Origin of the sequence: Aeromonas sp. FDAARGOS 1419, from assembly GCF_019047045.1 — a bacterium.
Lineage (GTDB): Bacteria > Pseudomonadota > Gammaproteobacteria > Enterobacterales > Aeromonadaceae > Aeromonas > Aeromonas veronii.
This window is the reverse complement of sequence record NZ_CP077209.1, coordinates 2,444,611-2,466,065: the sequence shown is the minus strand read 5'-3', so window position 1 is coordinate 2,466,065 and position 21,455 is coordinate 2,444,611. Positions and strand designations below refer to the sequence as shown.

Sequence of the window (21,455 nt, the reverse complement as noted above, 5' to 3'; positions counted from 1 at the left end):
GATAAATACCAAGGCCGACAGGGAAACCTGTCGGCCTTTTGCTATTCGGCTGCCGGAAAAAATCAGAAACGGTAATCGAGGCGCAGGGAGGATTCGTCGTCGGTCACCTTGATCTCTATCTGCAGCGGGATGGTTTTGTCGACCGGATTGAATTGCATCTTTATCCCGTCTCCTCTCAGCCTGAGGGCGGTGTTCATTCCGCCAGCCTTGAACTTGACCTTGGGTCTGAAGCGTTCAACCGACAGACTGACGCTCTTTTCCGGGGTTAGATTAAGCTGCGGGTAGGAGGTGATCTTTTGATTACCAAAGTTGTCGGTGGAGACTTCAATACCAAACGACAGGGGTTTGGGTGCCTTGAGCAGGTCGTTGGTATTCAGGCTCGAGCGCCATACCTCGGTGGCAGTCCGTTTTTCCTGCTGTGGCAGTTTGGCGGTTTGGGTCTGTTGATCCTGCTCGAAAGCACTGGCAGTACCACAAACCAGCATCAGACCCGAAACCAGATAGCACCCGTATCCCTTCATGAAAAACACTCCCTGTTCTTCTTCTCTATTGAACATAGTTGCTGTTCGGGGAGTGGCAAAGGATTCGGAAATATAAAAAAGGGAGCAGAAGCTCCCTTTTAAAATCAATGAATTAACTCACAGACGATCGATGATGGCCTGGGTGAATTCGCTGGTGGAAGCCGTGCCACCCAGATCGCGGGTGACCCGATCACCGGATTCGATGGTGGCTCGTACCGCCTCGCGGATCCGCTCTGCTTTATCCTGCATGCCGAGGTACTCCAGCATCTGGATGGAGGCTAGGATCACCGAGGTCGGGTTGGCGATATTCTTGCCTGCGATATCCGGTGCCGAGCCGTGCACTGCTTCGAAGATGGCGGCGCCATCGCCGATGTTGGCGCCGGGCGCCATACCAAGGCCGCCAACCAGACCGGCGCAAAGATCCGAAAGGATATCGCCGAACAGGTTGGTGGTGACCATGACATCGAAACGCTCCGGGTACATCACCAGATTCATGCAGGCGGCATCGACGATCATCTCTTCGCTCTGGATATCCGGGTAGTGGCTGGCGATTTCACGTGCCACTTCGAGGAACAGGCCGGAGGTCGACTTAAGGATGTTCGCCTTGTGGATGATGGTGACCTTCTTGCGCCCTTCCTGACGGGCCAGCTCGAAGGCGAACTTGACGATGCGCTCGGCCCCTTCGCGGGTGATGATGCTCATTGCCTCGGCACTCTTGTTGTCATCACTGCGCTTCTGACCTGCACCCGAGTACATCCCTTCGGTGTTTTCACGCACTGTGATGATGTCGATGTTGTCGTAACGGCTTCTGGTGCCCTTGAAGGAGATGACCGGACGCACGTTGGCGTAGAGGTTGAACTTCTTGCGCAGGGAGACGTTGATGGAGGTAAAACCGCCGCCGACCGGTGTGGTCAATGGCCCTTTCAGGCTCACCTTGTTCTTCTCAATCAGATCCAGGGTAGCCTGGGGCAGCAGCTCGCCATGCTTCTCGAGGGCAACCAGACCCGCATCAGCGTATTCGTACTCAAAATCACAGCCCGCATGGGTCAGGATCTGGATGGCTGATTCAATAATGCTGGGGCCGATGCCGTCGCCGGGGATCACGGTAATTTTTCTTTTGGACATGAGAGGGTTCCACTTCCAGGGTATAGGGGAGGATGGGGCTGCTTTATAGCATTTACTCAGCAAACCAACCACATTCCTTTACATTCTACTCACTTTTATCAACAGCGAGGGTGAGTCTCGTCATGGTTCACGCCCTTGCCTGCATTTTTGTTCGGCACTTTAGTCTGGCTGGGGCGGGTAGCGGATGTCCCGCAGGTTGAATCCCAGCGGAATATCCCGCTGCAAGTGCACCAGCCGCTGGGCCAGCAGGGCTTCATCCTTATGTTGGCGCAGCTTGAGCAGTGGCTTGGCGGCGTCCTCTTGCTGACAGGCTTCGAGCATGGCTGCCAGATTGCCATATTGCTGCAACAGCTGGGTGGCGGTCTTGGGGCCAATCCCCGGAACCCCCTTGATATTGGAACCGCTGATACCGGTCAGGGCCCAGAAGTCGACCAGCTGAGCAGGGGCTACCCCATATTGCTGCTGGACGAAGGCCGCATCCAGCCAGCGTTTGTTGAAGTAGTCGCGCACCCGGATCTGCGGGCAGAGCAGTTGGCAGAAGCCCTTGTCGGTGGAGATGATGGTCGCCTGATGGCCATGGCTGGCGATGCCACTGGCGAGGGTGGCGATAAGGTCATCCGCTTCATCTGTCTCGGAGAGCAGGGCATCTACACCGCACTCCCAAAAGGCATCCTGCAGGGTCGCCAACCCCTCACGCAGTTCGGGGGGCATGGGGGTTCGCCCCTCCTTGTAGGCCGGATAGACCTCTTTGCGCCAACTATGCACTTCGCCATCAAACACGGCAATGACATGGGTCGGCTCGCTATTGGCCAGCAGCTTGCGGCTGGTATTGATAAGGTTGGCGCGGGTGGCAACCAGCGCCTGGGCAGGGGTCAGTGCCTGCTGGGCCTGTACCGCGTGCAGACGGCGAATGAGGTTGAGGGCATCGATGATGAGCAGGTGTGGCCGGATAGTTGACATGGGGCACTCTTGGCGATCGGGACGCTCCATTGTAACAAACCGCTCGCCTTATGGGGGATTGATGGTAGTCGGGAAGGTATTGAGCCAATAAAGAGGGGCGCCGCTGCGCCCCTCTGTCGATGATGTATCTGTACCCTAGCGGACGATTTCGTAGCAGGGCACATACTGGCTGCCTGGCAGCTTCATCCGCTGCTGCTTGACGAAGCTCTCCAGCAGTTTGTCCATCAGGTGCATCAGCTCCTTGTCGCCGTGCAGCTTGAAGGGGCCTTTCTTCTCGATGGCGCGAATGCCCCCTTCCTTGACGTTGCCAGCGACGATGCCGGAGAAGGCGCGACGCAGGTTGGCGGCCAGCAACTGGGGCGGCTGGTTGCGGTGCAGATCCAGACTGGCCATGCTGGCGTGATCCGGTTCGAAGGGGAGCTGGAACTCCGGCTCAATCTTGAGGGACCAGTTGAAGGAGTAGGCATCACCGACCGATTTGCGGTATTCGCGGATTTTCGGCATCGCCTCCTTCATCACTCGGGCCACTTCCGGCGCGTCGCCGACAATGATCCGGTAGAGCTTGGTCGCCGGTTCACCGAGGGTCGCCTTGATGAAGTCGTCGATGGCACGGAAGTAGTCGGCACTCTCTTTCGGGCCGGTCAGGATGATGGGCATCGGCTGCCGCTCGTTGGCCGGATGCATCATGATGCCGAGCAGATAGAGCAGCTCTTCGGCGGTGCCGACTCCGCCCGGGAAGATGATGATGCCGTGACCAAGGCGCACGAAGGCTTCCAGCCGTTTCTCGATATCCGGCAGGATCACCAGTTCGTTGACGATGGGGTTGGGCGGTTCGGCCGCGATGATGGAAGGCTCGGTCAGGCCGATGTAGCGGCCGTTTCTTACCCGCTGTTTAGCATGGCCGACGGCGGCACCCTTCATCGGGCCCTCCATGGCCCCCGGGCCACAGCCGGTACAGATGTTCAGCTCGCGCAAGCCCAGTTCGCTGCCCACGGCGCGGGTGTACTGGTATTCGATCTCGTTGATGGAGTGGCCACCCCAGCAGACGATCAGGTTGGGATCGGCGCCGGGCAGGATCACCTTGGCGTTGCGCAGGATGGCGAACACCACGTTGGAGATGTGAGTGGAGTTGGTCAGATTGACCAGGCGGTTGGACTCGAGCTGATTGGAGACATAGAGAATGTCGCGCAGCACCGAGAAGAGGTGCTCCTGAATGCCGCGAATAATCTCGCCATCGACAAAGGCGTGCTCGGGGGCATTGAACAGTTCCAGCTTGACCCCGCGCTCGCGCCGGATCACATGAATATCGAACGATTTGAAGCGCTCCAGGATCTCCTTGGAGCTGTCGGTATGGCTACCGGAATTGAGCACTGCCAGCGAGCAGTTGCGAAACAGTTGATAGATATCGCTGGAGGCAGTCTGCTTGAGGCGATCCACCTCAAGCTGTGACAGCAAATCCATGCTGCCGACGGGATTGATGTGCGTAATCATAGGTTCCCCTTTACTCACTTGTTATCGTTGTGTTTTTCCCTGGGGAGAAAAGGGGACGCTATGTTGCATCCCCTGAGATCGATAGTAGTGGTAACAGAGGGTGGAGGGAAATAGGGCGACGACTGTTCGCTGTTTTTTTAGCCGCTTGTCAGGCCAGTGTCACTTGATCCCGACCGGTGTGCTTGGAGTGGTAGAGCGCCTTGTCCGCCCGTTCAAACACATCGGACGGGTTGTCCCCATCCTTGAACAGGGTTGCGCCGATGGAGATGGTGATCTCCACCTTGGCATCTCGAAAACGGAACGGGATGCTCTTGATGGTCTGGCGCAGGGTCTCCAGCGGCTTCTGGAACTTGTCCGGGTTGATGTTGGGCAGCAACACCACGAACTCTTCTCCACCAAAACGGGCGATGAAATCAGTGTCACGCAGCGCGCTCTGCAGCGCCTTGGCGACTACTTTCAACGCCTTGTCACCAGCCATATGGCCGTAGTTGTCATTGATGTTCTTGAAGTGATCGATGTCGATGATCGCCATGCAGAGCGGAGTGCGGTAACGAAGCCAACGTTTGTACTCCTGCTCCAGCCGTTCATCGAGGGCAGCCCGGTTGTGCACCTGGGTCAGGCTGTCGAGGAACAGCTTGTGTTTTTGAATGGTCAGCCGCTTCTTGTACTCGGCGGTCTCCTCCTTCATCAAGCGCAGCTTGGACTCCATGGTGGAGAGGCGGGTGAGCAGGTGACGTTCCCGTGCTGCGGTACTTTCCCGTTCTTGCAGCAGCAGGTTGATGGCACCCATATGGCCGGAGATGGCGCGCTTGAGCGCATCGATGGAGTTATAGCTGGCCAGGGAGTGATCGATCGCCTGCAACTCGTTGACCAGCGCCTCGCGGGTCTCGCGGGTTTCGTTTTGCAGCGCGCGCCCCTCATCGAGGGATTCGGTAAAGCCGACATGTACTGCGGACAGGCTCTCGTTGAGGGCGCTGAGGAAGGCGCGAGAGGCTTTACGCTCCTCACGGGTGCCTTCGATGATGAGCTCGATCACCTGCAGGCAGGTTTCCGCCAGCAGGGCAGGGTTGATCCCGATCAGTAGTTGGCGGCGAATGTCGCTCAGGCTCTCGCCGATGGCGCCGGCAAAGTCGAGTTCGGTGATAAGCCGCTGCAGCTCATCGGCGATGCGAGCGTGATCCTTGAGATCAAACGGGTCGACATCGGGCTGGCCATCGTTGCTGGCAGTATCGCTTTCTTGTTGAGTTGCACCTGAAGGTGCCAACAGGGGCTGACTTGGCAGCAGCTGGATCTTGATCGCCTGCTGGTAGAACTCCAGCAGCTTGATAACCTTCTTTTGGTGATCGGCAATGCCGTAACCGGCGGGACTTGCCAGAAATTCCTTGAGGGACTTGCGGGTCTCTTCCGGGAAGCCCTTGATGGTTTTCAGCTGTTTGGAACCAAGATCGATGGCAGTTTGAGTCAGGGTGATCGACTCTTCCAGCGCATTGCTGTGCTGCTGCAGCAATTTTTCAATGGCCAGCAGGTCGGCGTCCAGCGAGGTAAATGCGGGATTGTTATCCAGTTTCTGCTTGAGCTTGGCGAAGCGATTGTCCAGCTCGCGGTCGAAGCCACGGCAGGAGAGCATTAACTTGTTGATAAACTGGATGCCGCGAGCACGCTCTGCATCGGAAAACGACAGTACGCCGTCGAGTTCCAGCTGTTTCTGCTGAAGGGATTCCCTGAGTCTTGCCAATTGTCCTGCTACGGCAGCGATGTCATTCATTATCAGGTCGCCCTGTTGTCATTATTGTTTTTGGTGTTGGATAGCAACAGTGGTCGAACCTAGTTTCGATCCTCGCCTGTTATCTACATTGTTTCCTGGTGGTTATCGGCTGCCAGCTTCCTTGCAAGGCTGGGCCAATTAACCCATTGCTTTTCATGAGAAGAATTGACTTTTACCAGTCCCTTGTCAATTGCCATCAGGCCGCATTGCCACACATCTCCATTAAAAAATGCCGCTTGTTGGCAATCGATCGCCGCGAGCTCCAACCAGGCGTTTTGCTGGCATTTTTCACTGAGCTGAATGGCTCCCGACAGGGCGAGATAGCAGAGGTCAAACAGGCCATTGTGATCGAGCGCGGTCGCCGCTTTCGGCAGGAAGGGGTGACTGACAATCCCGAGGCTGATCCGGCGATCCAGCGGATAGTTGCAAGGGAAGGCGGCGATGGCGGTCAGCAGGTCTCCCGCCAGTTGATGCAGGTTGGTGACGTGGCGCTGTGGTACCACATAGAGCATGTGTCCTTCACGCAAGTCATAGATACGGCCATCTTGCGGGGTCAGGGTGTCCATATAGGCACCGAAGGCCTGCTCGATTTCTCTGCTGGCCTGATAGCCGTGGCGCTCCAGCGTGTTGACCAGGAAGGGCACCCGGAACAGCAGATAGTGCAGCTTGTCATCGAACTCGCTGGAGGGCTGTTCACTGAGGTACCAGCGATCCGATTTCAGCTGGCGCTTTGCCATCTCCCGCGGCCAGCGGTTCATCAGCCGCTGCCAGTTGGCCAGCCCCGAGCGTGGCTCGATCAGCAAGGCCTCATTGGTCCGTTTCAGTTGCAGGCGGGCAGTACGCAGCTTGAGCCAGAGGGTGAAGAAGAGGTAGATAAAGAGCGCCAGCAGCAGGCTGGTGGTGATACTCGACCAGAGATAGCGCTCCTGCTGATGCTGGCTGTTGTTAAGTCGCTGCTCCAGCTCCTTGATATGTTGCACCCGCTCGACCTGGACATAGTTGTCGCGGATCGCCGCCTGCTCCATGGCCTGTTCCTGCTGGCGTACCTCCTCGCCAAGACGGTGGAAGCGCTTGTAGCTGTCGAGGGCCTGGCGCAGATACCCCTTCTGCTCATAGGCCAGCGACAACAGGCGGAATACCTCGTACTGACGGCGGGTATCACCGAGCTGATTGGCCAGCGCGCGGGCATTCTCCAACTGCAGAATGGCGATGGCGGCCTCCTGCTTCTTCAGATAGAGCTCGCCGAGCAGCAACAGGGTATCGATCAGCGGCTCTTTGGCATCGCTCAGTTCGTGAGACTGACGGGCCGCATTGAGGTAGTTGCTGGCCAGCGAGAGGTTGCCGCTTTGCAGGTAGGTCTTGCCGATTTCATATTTGAGCAGGGAGGCTTGTGGTCGGTTGCTCCCCTCATCGAGCAGATCCAGCGCATTGAAGAAGTAGACCAGCGCCATATTGAGGTCGCCCTGCTCGCGGTTGAGTCGCGCCAGCACCATCAGGGAGTCGCACAGCAGGGAAGGGTTGCCGATGGAGTGGAAGTAGTTGGCCGCCTCATTGGCATACTGTAGCGCTTTCTGGGGCTCCTGCTCCTGCTGATAGAGTTTGACTATCTGGTTCGACAGCAGGCCGAGAAAGAGCGGGTCGTTGAGGCTTTTGGCCTGTTGCTGGGCATCGATATATTCCCCCAGTGCCAGCTGTGGCTGCTGCAGCGCGCGATAGAGGTCGCCGCTGATGGCGCTGACCCAGGCACTGGCGAGGGGATTGGGGGTCTTGGCGGCCCAGATCCGCGCATCTGCCAAGTGGGCCTTGGCATCATCGAAGTGCTGGTTCTCGATGTCGTAGCTGGTGCGTTGTAGGCGGCCATAGATCTGCAGCTGGCTCTGCTTGAGCGTGGGGACGGCCAACTGTTCGTCCAGTTGATCCATCAGGGCGCGGCTGGTGCTCTGGTTATCCGGTTTGAGGGCCTGACTGCGGATCTTGAGATAGAGGCCGTGCGCCTTGAGTTCCGGTTGCCGCTCTTTGTCTGCCAGCGCCATCGCCTTGTCGAGCGCTTGCTGGGTGGCCTGATATTGGCCCAGTTGCAGCAGACACTCCCCTTTGAGCAGATGGGCGCCTATGGTCTGGGCTGCCGTGCTGTAACTCAGGATGGGTTCGCGATAACCGAACTCCTGGCGATTGCTGATGATTTGCTGGGGATTATTGGCTGCGCGCGTCAGGAAGGCGGTGGTGATCTGGACGCATCTGGCAGGATCGGTCAGTACCATCGATTGCGCTTGTTGCAGATCGATTGAGAGTTGCTCCTTGTCCAGATCCAGATTCGGAGCTGACAGGGAGGACATCATCATGGCCAGAAAAAACAGTTGATTCATTGGATTAAGGACGGCGCAGAGGTGTTGGCATGTTATCCAAGCCCCCCCCTGCGAGTCCAGCGTTTACTGTGGTTTGCTGGTGGCCGGCAAGTGGGTTTCGTCTGGATTTTATTATCCAGCCCCCTTATCCCAGCTGCGTAAAGCATCGATTGAAACCTTTTTACCAGTCATGGAGGGCAGTGCGACTGCCCTCTCTGTCGCAACTCGACTTTATTGGCGGATCAGACGCAGGTTGGCGGGCACGGCTTCGAAATCGGAGCGGAACGGGTTGATGTCGAGGCCGCCGCGGCGGGTATAGCGGGCATAGACGGTCAACTGCTCAGGCTGGCAATAGTGCTTTAGGTCGATAAAGATCCGCTCGATGCACTGCTCGTGGAACTCGTTGTGCTGGCGAAACGAGATGAGATAGCGCAGCAGCTTCTCCCGATCGAGTTTCGGCCCCTTGTAGCGGATTACCACGGAGCCCCAGTCCGGCTGGCTGGTCACCAGACAGTTGGATTTGAGCAGGTGGCTGTGCAGGGTCTCCTCGACCAGCTCGCTACCGGCAGCCCCTCGCAGCAGGGACGCATCAAACTCGTAATTGTCTACCTCGATATCCTGCTCATCAATGCACTCGCCGGGCAGCAGGGCAATCTGGTGCGGCGCCTTGTCGAGGGGGAACAGGGTCACCTTGACGGTCTCACCCGCACAGGCACTCAGATCCTTGGTCAGCATGGCGGCGACTGCCTCGATAGAGTCGCAACGGGTCTGGTTGAAGGAGTTGAGGTAGAGCTTGAAGGATTTGGATTCGATCAGGTTCGCACTGGTGGCCGGAATGGCCACTTCACCCACCGCCACCATCGGCTTGCCCTTGGCATTGAGCCAGGAGAGCTCATAGAGGGTCCAGACATCGCAACCGCTAAAGGGCAGATCATCGCCCAGCTGGAGATCATCCCGGTTCAGGCTGCGGGGAACCGGCTGCAGCAGGGAGGGGGTGTACTGGCTGATGTAATCGGATTGCTGGCCCAGGCTCAGGCCGGTCAGGGCGCTGGCCCCGGCGTATCTATCTTGTTTGCTCACAGGGTTGCTCACGTAATGTGCTCATGATGAGTGGAATGAAACAGGCCATTGCTGGGCCGGATGGTTGCAGCCGTTTGGCTTAGGCGTCGGCCTCTCTGTATCCCGGGTTCTGTTTCTCGGGTCGCAAGGTCGGCTGGCAACCTTGTCTGTTACCGGGTTTGGTGGTGCAATAGCGGACTTTGCCAGCAATTGTGGGGATTTTCGATGTCGGATCAAGTTTTGTCTGCCCTGGAGCACTTTTTTGCCCGCTGGCAACGGGATGGCGAGGCCAGACGAGGCCTGCCCCTGTGCGAGTGGGAGGCGGACTGGCGTTCCCCCTGCCAACTTGGTGAGCCTGCCGATGGTCGGGTGGCCTGGCGCCCTCACCAGCGCTCCGAGCCCGGCGATTTCACCGCCATGAACGAGGCGCTGGAGCTGCAGCTTCATCCCGCAGCGACCACCCTGTTTGGCCACTGGTTCAGCCGCCCAGTGCCCTGCCTCTTCAAGGGGCTGCGCCTTGAACTGATCCTGCCGTGGAACGAGGCGGATCTCGACCTGCTCAAGGAGAACCTCATCGGCCACCTGCTGATGCTGCGCAAGCTAAAACGAACCCCCTCCATCTTCATTGCCACCACCCGCAACGAGATGACGCTCATCTCCCTTGATAACGAGAGTGGTCAGGTGTGGCTGGAGTGGCTCGATTCCGGCCGCCGTCTGACGTTGGCGCCCTCCTTGCCGGCGTTTCTGGAACGGCTTGAGACGTTGCCGCAATAGCGCAGGTTCGAGCCAAGGTTACTCATCGGAACGAAAAGAGCCTTGCCATGCGGCAAGGCTCTTTTTTATGGCATCGCGTACAGGGAACGCGCTTAATCCTTGAAATCCCAGGAGAGGTTGGAGACCAGGCGGCAGCTGTCGCACTTGAAGTCGAAGATCTCGTGCAGTGGCTCTGCCAGCGCCCACTCACCGCCACAGCTGGGGCAGGAGCGCGCCTTCTCCTCGGTAGCGCTCAACCCGCCCACCCGGTAGAGGTAGTAGTAGGTGGGGATGCCGCTCAGCACTTCCAACCGTTTGGCCAGATCGCTGCCGCGCCGGTAGAGGCGGCTGCCCACTTCGCCGATTTCGTGCAGCGCCGCATGTTCGGCGATGGAGCCGTTCATCTGCAACTGATCGCACGCCTCCCAATCCTCCTGCCACTTGATGATCTGTTTCTGATCGCCGTTGGCGACCGCGGGCAGTTGGTAGAGCGGAATGGGGGCGAAGTGGTCGCCACAGCGCAGCGGCGAGCAGGTGTGCAGGAAGCTGGTGTAGAGCATCATCCAGCTCGGCCGCTCGCCCTGCTGGCCGCAAGGATCTGTGCTATCGGAGAGCAGATCCGCCCCCTGCAGCTGGAGTTTTGGCGCCAGCAACCCCGCCTGATTGAGCTGCTGCTCGGCCAGTTTGACCTGCTCGCTCTGGTTGTCGGGGTGCAGGCTATCCTGCTCCGGGCAGACCACCCGACTGACGAAATAGCCGTCATGCATGCTGGTGGGGAACTCCCGCCCGAGGATCTGGCCCTGATAACGCAGCATGTCGAGGTAGTTGACGATGGCCCGCTCGGCGTCGCCAAGGGAGGTATCGCGGTAACACTCAAAGCAGAGTTCGACGATATACATGGTTCAGCCTTGCCCCTGCTGGAGGAGCAGGTCGGTCAGGCGATCCACCTTCTGTTCGATGCGCGCGAGCTGTTCGGCGAGTTGCTGCAGGGTGAGCTCCGGTGCTGGCTGAGGCACAGCCTCTGGCAGGATCTCGCTCTCGGCGGTCGCAACTGGCTGCTGCTTCCACTGGCTCAGCACTTTCAGCAGCTCGGCCATCGGCACAGGCTGGGTGAGGCGGGCCTTGATCATGGCAGTGGTGGGCGTCAGGCCCTTGGCGGCCAGCTCGTTGGCAATTCGGATGATCTCGTGGGCGGACATAAGCATGCTCTGGGTGAGAAGGGGGGATCGATATCGGGGCGGGATCTTAACCAAAGCCGGCAGGGGAGGAAAGGGGCGGGCGGCTAGCGGGGCTGGCGCAACATCACATCGAGCTGGTCGATCGCTTCACACCAGTCGGAGTCGTTCCACAGGGCGTCGCGCAGAAAGCTTGCCTGGGCGGCGTTCCAGAAACCGGCCTCCGGCAGCAGGGTCTGATTGTCGAGGTGATGGTCGTGCACAAAGCGGTGCAGGCTCAGCTCGTCGTTGGCCATCCCGAGCTGGGCAAACAGGGCTGGCAGATCGTGGACAAGGGGTTCCATCTCGTCTCTCCCTTTGTTTAATCCCTGAGATTATAGACAGGCACAGCCATCGGGCGCAGAGACGAGATTGGGGATCAGGCAGAGGGGATGCGATGGGGTGGCAAATCAACGCCCACGACGTGCAGCCCCTGCATCTTGAGGGTGCCCTGATAGCGGCTCTCGCCATCGCTGGAAAATTCAAACTGATAGTGGGTCAGCAGCCGCAGGGGATTATGTGCCAGCTCCCGCCGATGGCGAGCCAGTGACAGCAGTTGCAGATCATGGTGCTGGCAGTAGCGGCGCACATATTGCCAGGCCACTTCTGCCTGTTGGCGTTGCAGCCAGAACAGGCTGGCAATCGCAATCAGCAACAAAATTCCGAGCATCTCTCCCATAGGCGGGCTTCCTTATCGTGATGTCGATAACCGGGAGTCCTGCTCGGCACTCCCGATCTCCTTTCTATTTCCCGCCGTGTTGCCTCGTGGCGTGAGGGGGAGGCGAGGGATCAGGCCGAGGCAAACAGACGGCCGATGGCCTTGCCCAGCGCATCGCTGCGCTCGGGGTCTCGCAGTCTGGCCAGCATATCATTGCGCAGGGCCGGTAAAGTGACCAACTCGGCAAAAACCTGATTGAAGAACTGGGTCGGTTGCAGTGCCAGCTGTTCCAGATAGTGGCTGAGCAGATTGGCATCTTTCAGATCGGGCCAGAGCCGGCCGGCGATGGCGAGCAGCAGCGCAGGGCTCGGCTGGGTTTGCAGCAGGGTCAGCAGCTTGTTGGTGCGCAAAGAGCTGCCGGGACAGGAGGCCATGGCGCGGCAGAGGTAGGCCAGGGTCTCAGGGTTGGGGGCTGCGCACTCCTGCTCCTTGCCGATCCGCTCAAGCAGGGCGCCTTGTACTGCTGGCGGCAGCGGGGCGTTTTCAAGGCTCTGGCAGAGGGCATAGAGCGGCTCTTGCGGCAGTTTGGGCAGCGCCTTGCAGATCAGCGCCAGATTGCGTTCATCATGCAGTCGCTCGGCCAGATCGGCAAAGCCCTGTAGTCCCAGCGTCTGCCAACCGGTGTCGTTGGGGGCGGCCAGATAGTGGCAGAGGGCATCGTAATAGGCGGAAGGGGCCTGCTCCAGCTGGCGCGCCAGCTTGGCGTGCAGACTGGCCATTTTTGCCTCCGCCGGGCGGAAGGTGTAGGGATTGTCGGCCAAGCGCTGGGCTTTTTCCTCGTCCAGATCGCCGGTGAGCTTGTAGCCCAGGGTCTCCACCACCTGATCCATGAACAGCTTGGGGCCGTTTGACATCAGCAGGCCGCGTTCATCGAGGGCAAACTTGAGGAACCAGAGGTAGTGGCGAGACTCGCTCGGCTGGAAGAAGTGCACACCCAACCAGGCGTGCTGTTGCAGCGGCCAGGGATAGGGCTCCTGCTGCTGTTCGATGCGCACAAAGGTATCGCTTGCCAGTGGCCGCACCTGGCGGCCCATGTCAAACAGCTGGAACTGGGTGCCAGCCTGAGTCAGAAATTCGGTCAAGGTATTGATGGCAGTAGGCGTCGCAGACATGGTGAGATCCGGCTAATGGTGATGCGGGCCGATTATAAGGCCCTTGCCGAGGATAGCCAGTGGCAGCAGACGCGCGTTGCGGCAGATATCAACATGGCAGCCATGCGGGGGGAGGTGTATAGTATCGCCCTTTTTTAACGGCGGCAGGCCGCGCTGGCTGCCGTGTATGTCGACGAGCCGGCTGAATCGCCGGTGCTGCGTGACGGAATTAATTTGCATCCTGGCTGGCCCTGTCGGGTCAGCGGATCAATCTGTGGTTATGAGGAAGAGAGCGAGATGAATCAATATTTGCTGGTAGCTGGCCTGTTGGGGGAACTCACCGCCGAGTTGCAGCGCCTTGAGCGCTGGCAAGCTGACCATCCCGGTGACGAAGCCCTGGCAAGCACCCTGCCTTTTTGTGTCGATACCCTGAGCTTTGATCAGTGGCTGCAGTTCGTGCTGATCCCGCGCATGGAGCAGCTGGTGATGTTGCAGGCGCCGCTGCCCACCAGCGTCTCCCTCTATCCCATGGCCAGCGAAGTCTACAAAGAGGATCTGGCCGAAGCAGAAGCGCTGCTGCGCCTGATCGCCCGCTTCGACCTGCTGCTTTCCGGCAAAGTGATTGAACAATGATGCCAGATCAAACCCGAGAAGATAGTGACCTGAAGCTGACCCTGCTCTATCAGGATGAGTGGCTGGTGGCGGTCAACAAGCCGTCCGGTCTGTTGGTGCATCGCAGCTGGCTCGACAAGGGCGAGACCCGTTTTGCCATGCAGATGACCCGGGATCTCATCGGCGGTCGCCATGTCTATCCGGTGCATCGCCTTGACCGTCCCACCTCCGGCGTGCTGCTGTTTGCGCTCGATCCGGTGATTGCCCGCGCGCTGACCGAAGCCTTCACCCAACGTCAGGTGCACAAGGAGTATCTGGCACTGGTGCGCGGCTGGGCACCCGAGCAGGGGGTGATCGACTATCCCCTCAAGGAGCAGCTGGACAAGATTGCCGATGCCATGAGCAACCCGGATCGCCCGGCGCAGGATGCCGTCACCACCTTCCGGCGCCTGCATCAGGTCGAGCTGCCCCACGCGGTCTCCAAGAAGCATCCCACCAGTCGTTACAGTCTGGTCAGATTGTTCCCGAAGACCGGCCGCAAGCATCAGCTGCGCCGTCATATGGATCACCTGTTCCACCCCATCGTCGGGGATACCACCCACGGGGATGGCCGCCACAACCGTTTCTTTCGCGAGCACTTTGGCTGCGAACGGCTGCTGCTGGTGGCCCGCACCCTGAGCTTTACCCATCCGGTGCTCAAGGTGCCGATTCGGATCCAGGCGCCGCTCGGTCAGGATGTGCTGCGCCTGTTTGCCGAGCTGGGCTGGCCCGCCAGCGAGAGCGACTACTAAGCGCCTGATCCTCAGCCCTGAATCGGTGGCATCTGACGCCAGCTTGCTGATAGAGTTGCTCAAAAGAGTGACTCACGCGGGGAGAGGAGAATGGCGCAGATCGATATCGTGGTAGGAACTGTCTACGGCGCAGCCATGCTGGTAGCCGAGACCTTGGCAGATGAGCTGGAACGCAAGGGGCATCACTGTTCTCTGCACGAAGAAGCACGGCTGGCGGACATCGACCCCGGCCGTTTTTTATTGCTGGTTAGTGCCACTACAGGACAGGGAGACATTCCTCCCAATCTGCAGCCCTTTGCCAGCGAGCTGGCTGACAAGGCGCCCTGGCTCAAGGGGCTGCGGTATACACTGATTGCCATGGGCGACAGCAGCTATGACCATTTTTGTGGCGCGGGCCGTCGGCTGGACGGGTTGCTGCAAGAGCTGGGTGCCACGCGAGTGATGCCCCCGCTGGAGTTGGATGCCACCGTGCACGATGAACCCGAACAGGTGGCACTCAGCTGGCTGAAAAAGTGGGATATTCAGCCCTGAATATTCTCTGAAATAGAGCCATATCAATCCCCTGATCCTTAACCGGCAGGGGATTGTTATTTGCACAAATGTCATCTCACTCAGCAAGCTTATTTCCCACTCTTATTGTCGATAGTGGCGGAGGGATATTTTCCCCTTTTGGCATTCCATCGGCGTAATGGTTTCAAGCGCACCGCAGACCCGTCCTTCAAATAAAAGTTCAATCTTGAAAGCGATCTCAGTCATGTTTTTGTCATTCGAACGTAAAATAATGACTTTGGTTCAGTCGCGAATTAATTGCTGGTAACGCTTTCAGGTTTGCTTTAATTGCTGATTTTGTTGTTTTGTTGGTCATGCATTGCCTTATTTGTCGGTTTTTTACCTGCTTGTGTTGTAGCGATCGTTTGCCGAGCGATTTGTCGCCATTTTGTGAGTCGCTTCATATTTGTCGTGAAATACGCTCCCTATAATCAACCTCGGTTATCACCAACAGGATTACATGGTGATAAGAAGTTGAATATTCAGGATCACACTCCTCACTGCGGGAAATAAGGAATATGACAATGAAAATGAAGTGGCTCCCGATTGCAGCAGCTGTTACTGCCGCCCTGGCTTCCCAAGCCGCCTTTGCCGTAGATTTCCACGGTTACTTCCGTTCCGGTGTCGGTGTTTCCGGCGACGGCGACATGGTTAAATACAACGTCAATAAAGTTGGCCGTCTGGGTAACGAAAATGATACCTACGGTGAAGTGCAACTGGGTCAGGAAGTATTCAACAAAGATGGCAAGACTTTCTATGTTGATTCCATGTTTGCCATGGCTTCCAACGGTTCAAACGACTGGGAAGGTACCGGTACTGTTTGTAACTTCGATGCCAAGCAGTGCAATGGTGATTCTGACTTCGCTCTGCGTCAGTTCAACGTACAAGCCAAAGGCTTGCTGAACTTTGCTCCTGAAGCAACCCTGTGGGCTGGTAAGCGTTACTATCAACGCCATGACATCCACATCTCCGACTTCTATTACTGGAACATCTCCGGTGCTGGTGCTGGTATCGAAGGCATCCAGGCTGGTCCGGGTAAAGTCTCTTTCGCATGGGTACGTAACGACCGTAGCGCAAAAGACGTGTTCGGCGAGTACACCAATACCGGTACCAGTGCAGCTCCAAACTACGTGAAGAACGAAGATCTGAACGTCAATACTCTGGATCTGCGTTATGCCGGCATCCCGCTGTGGACCGATGCCTCTCTGGAACTGGGCGTGGATTACGCTCTGGTTAATGAAACCAATGATCAGAAAGCGCTGAAGAAAGACCCGCAAGATGGCGTCATGCTGACTGCTGAACTGACCGCAGGCATCCTCGGTGGTTTCAACAAAACCGTGCTGCAATACGGTACCGAAGGTTACTCCAAGACCATGGCTTTCTATGGCGATGGTTCCTGGTACGGTGCTGAAGCTAAAGACGGTGCCGATGGTTTCCGTATCATCAACTGGGGCGTTGTTCCTATGGGCAACTCCTGGGAGATGGGTCACCAGTTGGTCTACGGTGTAGGCAACGAAATGTGGGATGGCAACGACAAGTACGAAACCATGTCTGCTGTTATCCGCCCGATGTACAAGTGGGATGACTTCAACAAGACCATCTTTGAAGGCGGCTACTTCAAGGACAACAACAAGTCTACCAATGGCAGCGAAGACAAAGATGCTGGCTACAAGCTGACTCTGGCACAAGCCTGGTCTGCCGGTTCCAGCTTCTGGGCCCGTCCGGAAATCCGTGTGTTCGCCTCCTACCTGGCTAACGATGAAGACAAGAAAGTCTTCGAAGGCAATACCTCCAAAGATACCTACCAATTTGGTGTTCAAGCAGAAGCTTGGTGGTAAGCAAAAGTTTAAGTTAAGTTAGTGACTGCCCCCTTATGGGGGCAGTTTTGTTTCGCCGGATCACGGCCACCGGATTATGGAGATAAGAAAAATGAAACGGGTAAAGATGTCTATTGCAGCCGTAATCACTGCGCTATTAACCGGTTGTGCCGGAAACATGGTTGTTCCTCTGCAAGAACATGGCTCGATCTTGAGCGATGCAGATCAAGCCAAGCAAGCGTTGGCCAAAGCCTCAAGCTGCTGTGTGGCGTTTAAAGATTTCAGTTATGCCCCCTTGCCTGAAGGTGAGACCTTACTGGCCATTGATGGCAAGCAACCTACTTTTCAGTTTGATGAGGGGATGAGTTACTTTGCTGCTTATCGCTTGCCGACCAACACCGGCAATCTGGCGATCAGCCTGGCATCACAGGTGAGTAAAACCGTGATGGTGCCCAAGGTTATTATGCTGGATGCCGAGTTCAAGGTGACTCGGGTCCTGGGTGAGTCAGTATTCAGCTATCAGCCTGCTCACTTGCTCGATAACGACCGTATTGAAGGGCGTGTTTTTGTTGACCGCAGCATGCCTGGCAACCCGGCCAGCGAAACATACATGATCGTTTATGCGCCCGCGGATAAGCTCTCTGGCAGCACAACAATCCTGCATCCATCAAAAGCGTTTGCTCGCGCTAATGGTACCGTTGAGCCTGATATCAAGGATCCGGTGATCCCGCACTCCCCGTGGGGTTTGGTGCAGATCAAAGTCAAAGATATGGCCCGTGGAAGTGGCCTTGAAGCGGTATTCAAACCCGAATATGCCGACAAGGTGGCCATGAGCCAGGGTCAGCAGGTTGCCGCGATAGCGACTACCGCAGCCGTTACCACAACTGCAACAGCTGCGGTCGCAGCCAAACCTGCTCCTGCCATGTTGAGTGAAACTGAAACCTTCTATCAGAGTCAGATCGAAAAAGCGGTCAAGGCGGGGGATATCGACAAGGCGATGAAGCTGGTGAACGAGGCCGAGCGGGCTGGTTCAACCAAAGCAAAAAGCGTGTTTATTGATGCGGTCAAGCGGTCGCAAAAATAGAATAATACGACCATTTATTACTGGTCAGATATATTTATTGAGGCCTCCCTTGTTGGAGGCCTTTTTAATCGGTAGACTGTAATAAATAAAAATCACACCGTTACATTGAGTTACATTGGGTTGCCATTTGATATAAATTGCATTGTTAAAATACAAAGTGAAACTGCTATTTATATGTCTTTGTAATAAAGTGATAATGCGGATTATTAACTTATATTAGAGGCGTTTTTTAGCCGCTAAACAAGTTGTGATCTTCCCTCCAAATTCAATATTCCCCCGCCTTCGAAAGCAGCAATTTATGACCCGCTGGGTTATATTCTGATGGTCAAAATAAACAAGCCCGACTCGAAGATATCTGAATGAATCAGTGCTTATTTCATCCAGATAGATCGTTCAGGGACGACAATCCATTCAGGAGCGCACACAATGTTCAAAAATGCTTTCTCTAATCTGCAAAAGGTTGGTAAGGCGCTGATGCTGCCAGTATCAGTCTTGCCAGTCGCAGGTATTCTGCTGGGGGTGGGTGCTGCCCACTTCAGCTGGATGCCGGAAATTGTCTCCCAATTGATGGAGCAAGCCGGTGGTTCTGTATTTGGCCAGATGGCCCTGCTGTTCGCAGTGGGTGTTGCTCTGGGCTTTACCAATAACGACGGTGTATCCGGTCTGTCAGCCATCGTTGGCTACGGCATCATGGTCGCAACCCTGAAGGTCATGGCACCTGTGATGGGTGTTGAAACCATCGAAACCGGCGTGCTGGGTGGTATCCTGGCCGGTGGTATCGCTGCCTGGGCGTTCAACCGCTTCTACAAGATCCAGCTGCCAGAGTACCTGGGCTTCTTCGCGGGCAAACGTGCCGTACCCATCATCACCGGTTTCCTCTCCATCGGTCTGGGTGTGATCCTGTCCGTGATTTGGCCGCCAGTGGGTGGCGCCATTGGTGCCTTCTCTGACTGGGCTGCCAACCAGAACCCGGTACTGGCCTTCGGTATTTACGGCGTGGTTGAGCGCTCCCTGATCCCGTTCGGTCTGCACCACATCTGGAACGTACCGTTCTTCTATCAGGCTGGTACCTGCGTCAACGGTGCCGGTGAAACTGTTCACGGTATCATGACCTGCTTCCTGACTGCTGATGACGCTTCCCGCGCTGCTGGTAACGGCTTCGGTCAGCTGGCTGGTGGCTACCTGTTCAAAATGTTCGGTCTGCCTGCTGCTGCGTTCGCCATTGCTCACGCTGCCAAGCCGGAAAACCGCGCCAAGATCGTTGGTATCATGGCCTCTGCAGCCCTGACCTCTTTCCTGACCGGTATCACCGAGCCGATTGAATTCTCCTTCCTGTTCATCGCTCCGGTTCTGTACGCAATCCACGCTGTACTGGCTGGCCTGGCTTATGTGCTGACCAACTCTCTGGGTATCGTACACGGTCACACCTTCTCCAACGGCTTCATCGACTTCGTGGTGCAATCACCGCGTGCCGACAACATGCTGCTGCTGGTTGGTCTGGGTCTGGTTTACGCGGCCATCTACTACGTCGTATTCAGCTTCGTTATCCGTGCCATGAACCTGAAAACCCCGGGTCGTGAAGACGAGACTGCTGAAGAGGCCGTTGGCCAAGGCAAAGACGAGATGTCTGCTGCTCTGGTTGCCGCCTTCGGTGGTAAAGAGAACATCGCTTCTCTGGATGCCTGCATCACCCGTCTGCGTGTTGGCGTGAAAGATGTTGCCAAAGTTGACCAGGCTGGTCTGAAGAAACTGGGTGCTGCCGGTGTGGTAGTGGCTGGTTCCGGCGTTCAAGCCATCTTCGGTACCAAGTCCGACAACCTGAAAACCGACATGGACATCTGGATGAAGAGCAACTAATTGGTTGCCTGAATACCAGAGTTCTTGAAGAGGGAGGCGAAAGCCTCCCTCTTGCTATTTGTGGTTGCTTGTAGCGTGTCTCGGGGCTTGGCAGGGGTTGTGTTTTCCAAGGGGCGATATGTAACGGGTTGCCCAATGGTGGCCCAACAGCACAAGGTGGTGTGCTCCGCTCACCTTATCGCACGGCATTGCCAGATAACCCCATAGCCCCATAAAGCCAGCCAATAAAAAGAGCGCCACCTGGGCGCTCTTTTGTCGAGTCGGGGGGATTAGAGTTTCTCTAGATCCCGTTCGATTTCGCTGATCTTGTTCTGCACCACTTTTTCCAGATGGCGCAGGTCGCGCAGGATCTTCTGCTTGATGTCCGGGTCGGCTTGCTGATGGACGCCCTGGGTCAGGTTGTCCAGCTCATCCACCACATACTTGAGGTTGGCGTTGATCTCGGTGACATCCTTGTACTCATGGGTACCGGAGTCGACCAGCATGGTCTTGCGCTGGCGGGGATACTTGAATTTGACACTCTTGGCGAAGAACTCGCCCTTCTGCTTCTTGAAGTAGATCTTGAGGATGTCGTGGTTGGCCTCCTGGCGCAGGGTATAGCTGTCGACGGAGGCGGGATCCTGGATCCCCAGGCTCTTCAGATTCTCGTACATCAGGCTTCCTCGGTTTGAAACGATCCTGTCCCATCCATCTTAACCGATGCCTCATGGCTTGCCTGTGACAGGGGCGCCAAAATCAAAAGGGCGCCATCAGGCGCCCTTTCATCACAGCAATGCTGATTACTCGTCGATGGAGCGCAGCAGGGCGTTGATGCCGACTTTGGCGCGGGTTTTGGCATCGACCTTCTTGACGATCACCGCCGCGTAGAGGCTGTACTTGCCGCATTTGGAGGGCAGGGAGCCGGAGACGACCACGGAGCCAGCCGGTACGCGGCCGTAGTGGATTTCGCCGGTTTCACGGTCATAGATGCGGGTGGACTGGCCGATAAAGACTCCCATGGAGATGACGGAACCTTCCTCAACGATGACCCCTTCAACCACTTCGGAGCGGGCACCGATAAAGCAGTTGTCTTCGATGATGGTCGGGTTGGCCTGCAGCGGTTCCAGTACGCCACCGATGCCGACGCCGCCGGAGAGGTGGACGTTCTTACCGATCTGGGCGCAAGAGCCGACAGTGGCCCAGGTATCGACCATAGTACCTTCGTCAACGAAGGCGCCGATGTTGACGTAGGAGGGCATCAGCACGGTATTGGGGGCGATAAAGGAGCCTTTGCGGGCTGTTGCCGGCGGCACCACGCGCACACCCGCTTCCTTGAACTGCTCGGCGGTGTAGTTGGAGAACTTGAGGGGAACCTTGTCGTAGTACTGGGCATCGTCGCCCTTGATGATGCCGTTGTCGTTGATGCGGAAGTAGAGCAGTACCGCTTTCTTCAACCACTGATGGACAACCCACTCACCGGCGATCTTCTCGGCAACCCGCGCCTTGCCGGAGTCCAGCAGGTCGATGGCTTGCAGGATGGCGGACTTGGTGGCGCTATCCACGGAGCCCGGAGTAATGGTGTCGCGGCGCTCGAAGGCCGCTTCAATGATCTGTTGCAACTCGGTCATGACAGGTTTCCTTTAAAAAATTCTGTTTGTTGTATCACACTTTTCCGACTGTTTTTAAGGGGTTGACCGGAATTCTTCCGGCCAGCGGCCATTTCT

General features: G+C 56.9%; 21 protein-coding genes. 7 read left to right on the top strand and 14 right to left on the bottom strand.

Annotation, left to right across the window (positions count from 1 at the left end):
• Positions 1–62: 62 nt before the first annotated feature.
• The 7 genes from I6L49_RS10915 to queF all read right to left on the bottom strand — a co-directional run bounded on the left by I6L49_RS10915 (position 63) and on the right by queF (position 9,287).
• Positions 63–521: a hypothetical protein gene (locus tag I6L49_RS10915; RefSeq protein WP_005349721.1), complete on the bottom strand. Its 459-nt coding sequence runs from the start codon at positions 519–521 to the stop codon at positions 63–65.
• Between the two features lie 117 nt (positions 522–638).
• Entirely contained in the window at positions 639–1,646 is a 1,008-nt protein-coding gene (locus tag I6L49_RS10910) for an isocitrate dehydrogenase (RefSeq protein WP_005349723.1), read from the bottom strand.
• A 159-nt stretch (positions 1,647–1,805) separates the two neighbouring features.
• The gene (gene xni / locus I6L49_RS10905; RefSeq protein ID WP_216949535.1) at positions 1,806–2,606 is read right to left on the bottom strand and encodes a flap endonuclease Xni; all 801 of its coding nucleotides are present in this window, start codon (positions 2,604–2,606) and stop codon (positions 1,806–1,808) included.
• Between the two features lie 135 nt (positions 2,607–2,741).
• Positions 2,742–4,097 carry a nucleotide 5'-monophosphate nucleosidase PpnN gene (gene ppnN / locus I6L49_RS10900; RefSeq protein WP_019445906.1) on the bottom strand — a complete coding sequence of 452 codons (1,356 nt, stop codon included), beginning with the start codon at positions 4,095–4,097 and terminating at the stop codon, positions 2,742–2,744.
• Between the two features lie 148 nt (positions 4,098–4,245).
• Positions 4,246–5,862: a diguanylate cyclase gene (locus tag I6L49_RS10895; RefSeq protein WP_216949534.1), complete on the bottom strand. Its 1,617-nt coding sequence runs from the start codon at positions 5,860–5,862 to the stop codon at positions 4,246–4,248.
• Positions 5,863–5,945: 83 nt separating this feature from the next.
• Positions 5,946–8,228 carry a hypothetical protein gene (locus I6L49_RS10890; RefSeq protein ID WP_158112041.1) on the bottom strand — a complete coding sequence of 761 codons (2,283 nt, stop codon included), beginning with the start codon at positions 8,226–8,228 and terminating at the stop codon, positions 5,946–5,948.
• Positions 8,229–8,438: 210 nt separating this feature from the next.
• Entirely contained in the window at positions 8,439–9,287 is an 849-nt protein-coding gene (gene queF, locus I6L49_RS10885) for an NADPH-dependent 7-cyano-7-deazaguanine reductase QueF (protein WP_041202347.1), read from the bottom strand.
• Positions 9,288–9,491: 204 nt separating this feature from the next.
• Here queF and syd point away from each other — a divergent pair, with 204 nt between their 5' ends.
• A complete protein-coding gene (gene syd, locus I6L49_RS10880; protein ID WP_075114996.1) occupies positions 9,492–10,040 on the top strand; it encodes a SecY-interacting protein in 549 nt (182 codons plus the stop codon).
• A gap of 92 nt (positions 10,041–10,132) precedes the next feature.
• Here the strand turns inward: syd and I6L49_RS10875 are convergent, their stop codons facing one another.
• The 5 genes from I6L49_RS10875 to I6L49_RS10855 form a co-directional block, all read right to left on the bottom strand.
• Complete coding sequence (locus I6L49_RS10875) at positions 10,133–10,918, bottom strand: Zn-ribbon-containing protein (RefSeq protein WP_216949533.1); 786 nt, start codon at positions 10,916–10,918, stop codon at positions 10,133–10,135.
• A gap of 3 nt (positions 10,919–10,921) precedes the next feature.
• A complete protein-coding gene (locus tag I6L49_RS10870) occupies positions 10,922–11,218 on the bottom strand; it encodes a DNA-binding protein (RefSeq protein WP_005343755.1) in 297 nt (98 codons plus the stop codon).
• Between the two features lie 83 nt (positions 11,219–11,301).
• Complete coding sequence (locus tag I6L49_RS10865; RefSeq protein WP_216949532.1) at positions 11,302–11,538, bottom strand: DUF2789 family protein; 237 nt, start codon at positions 11,536–11,538, stop codon at positions 11,302–11,304.
• Positions 11,539–11,612: 74 nt separating this feature from the next.
• Positions 11,613–11,912 (bottom strand): DUF3301 domain-containing protein, encoded by a 300-nt coding sequence (locus tag I6L49_RS10860; RefSeq protein WP_216949531.1) that lies wholly within the window; start codon positions 11,910–11,912, stop codon positions 11,613–11,615.
• Positions 11,913–12,022: 110 nt separating this feature from the next.
• The gene (locus tag I6L49_RS10855) at positions 12,023–13,063 is read right to left on the bottom strand and encodes a DUF3549 family protein (protein WP_216949530.1); all 1,041 of its coding nucleotides are present in this window, start codon (positions 13,061–13,063) and stop codon (positions 12,023–12,025) included.
• Between the two features lie 276 nt (positions 13,064–13,339).
• Between I6L49_RS10855 and I6L49_RS10850 the strand changes: the two genes are divergently transcribed.
• The 6 genes from I6L49_RS10850 to ptsG all read left to right on the top strand — a co-directional run bounded on the left by I6L49_RS10850 (position 13,340) and on the right by ptsG (position 19,752).
• Complete coding sequence (locus tag I6L49_RS10850; RefSeq protein ID WP_005338596.1) at positions 13,340–13,675, top strand: YqcC family protein; 336 nt, start codon at positions 13,340–13,342, stop codon at positions 13,673–13,675.
• Positions 13,672–14,445 (top strand): tRNA pseudouridine(65) synthase TruC, encoded by a 774-nt coding sequence (gene truC / locus I6L49_RS10845; protein ID WP_216949529.1) that lies wholly within the window; start codon positions 13,672–13,674, stop codon positions 14,443–14,445. The genes I6L49_RS10850 and truC overlap by 4 nt, the downstream gene beginning before the upstream one ends.
• Before the next feature lie 90 nt (positions 14,446–14,535).
• On the top strand, positions 14,536–14,976 hold the full coding sequence (locus tag I6L49_RS10840; RefSeq protein ID WP_216949528.1) for a flavodoxin: 441 nt from the start codon (positions 14,536–14,538) through the stop codon (positions 14,974–14,976).
• Positions 14,977–15,518: 542 nt separating this feature from the next.
• A complete protein-coding gene (locus tag I6L49_RS10835) occupies positions 15,519–16,832 on the top strand; it encodes a maltoporin (RefSeq protein WP_005349751.1) in 1,314 nt (437 codons plus the stop codon).
• Between the two features lie 91 nt (positions 16,833–16,923).
• A complete protein-coding gene (locus I6L49_RS10830; RefSeq protein WP_042055101.1) occupies positions 16,924–17,895 on the top strand; it encodes a MalM family protein in 972 nt (323 codons plus the stop codon).
• A gap of 426 nt (positions 17,896–18,321) precedes the next feature.
• Positions 18,322–19,752 carry a PTS glucose transporter subunit IIBC gene (gene ptsG, locus I6L49_RS10825; RefSeq protein WP_005338586.1) on the top strand — a complete coding sequence of 477 codons (1,431 nt, stop codon included), beginning with the start codon at positions 18,322–18,324 and terminating at the stop codon, positions 19,750–19,752.
• 269 nt (positions 19,753–20,021) lie between these two features.
• On the opposite strand, the gene I6L49_RS10820 is transcribed toward ptsG, so the two are convergent.
• Positions 20,022–20,405, bottom strand: coding sequence for a DUF3461 family protein (locus I6L49_RS10820; RefSeq protein WP_005338583.1), 384 nt, complete (start codon positions 20,403–20,405; stop codon positions 20,022–20,024).
• A 126-nt stretch (positions 20,406–20,531) separates the two neighbouring features.
• The gene (gene dapD / locus I6L49_RS10815) at positions 20,532–21,359 is read right to left on the bottom strand and encodes a 2,3,4,5-tetrahydropyridine-2,6-dicarboxylate N-succinyltransferase (RefSeq protein WP_005338581.1); all 828 of its coding nucleotides are present in this window, start codon (positions 21,357–21,359) and stop codon (positions 20,532–20,534) included.
• Between the last annotated feature and the right edge of the window lie 96 nt (positions 21,360–21,455).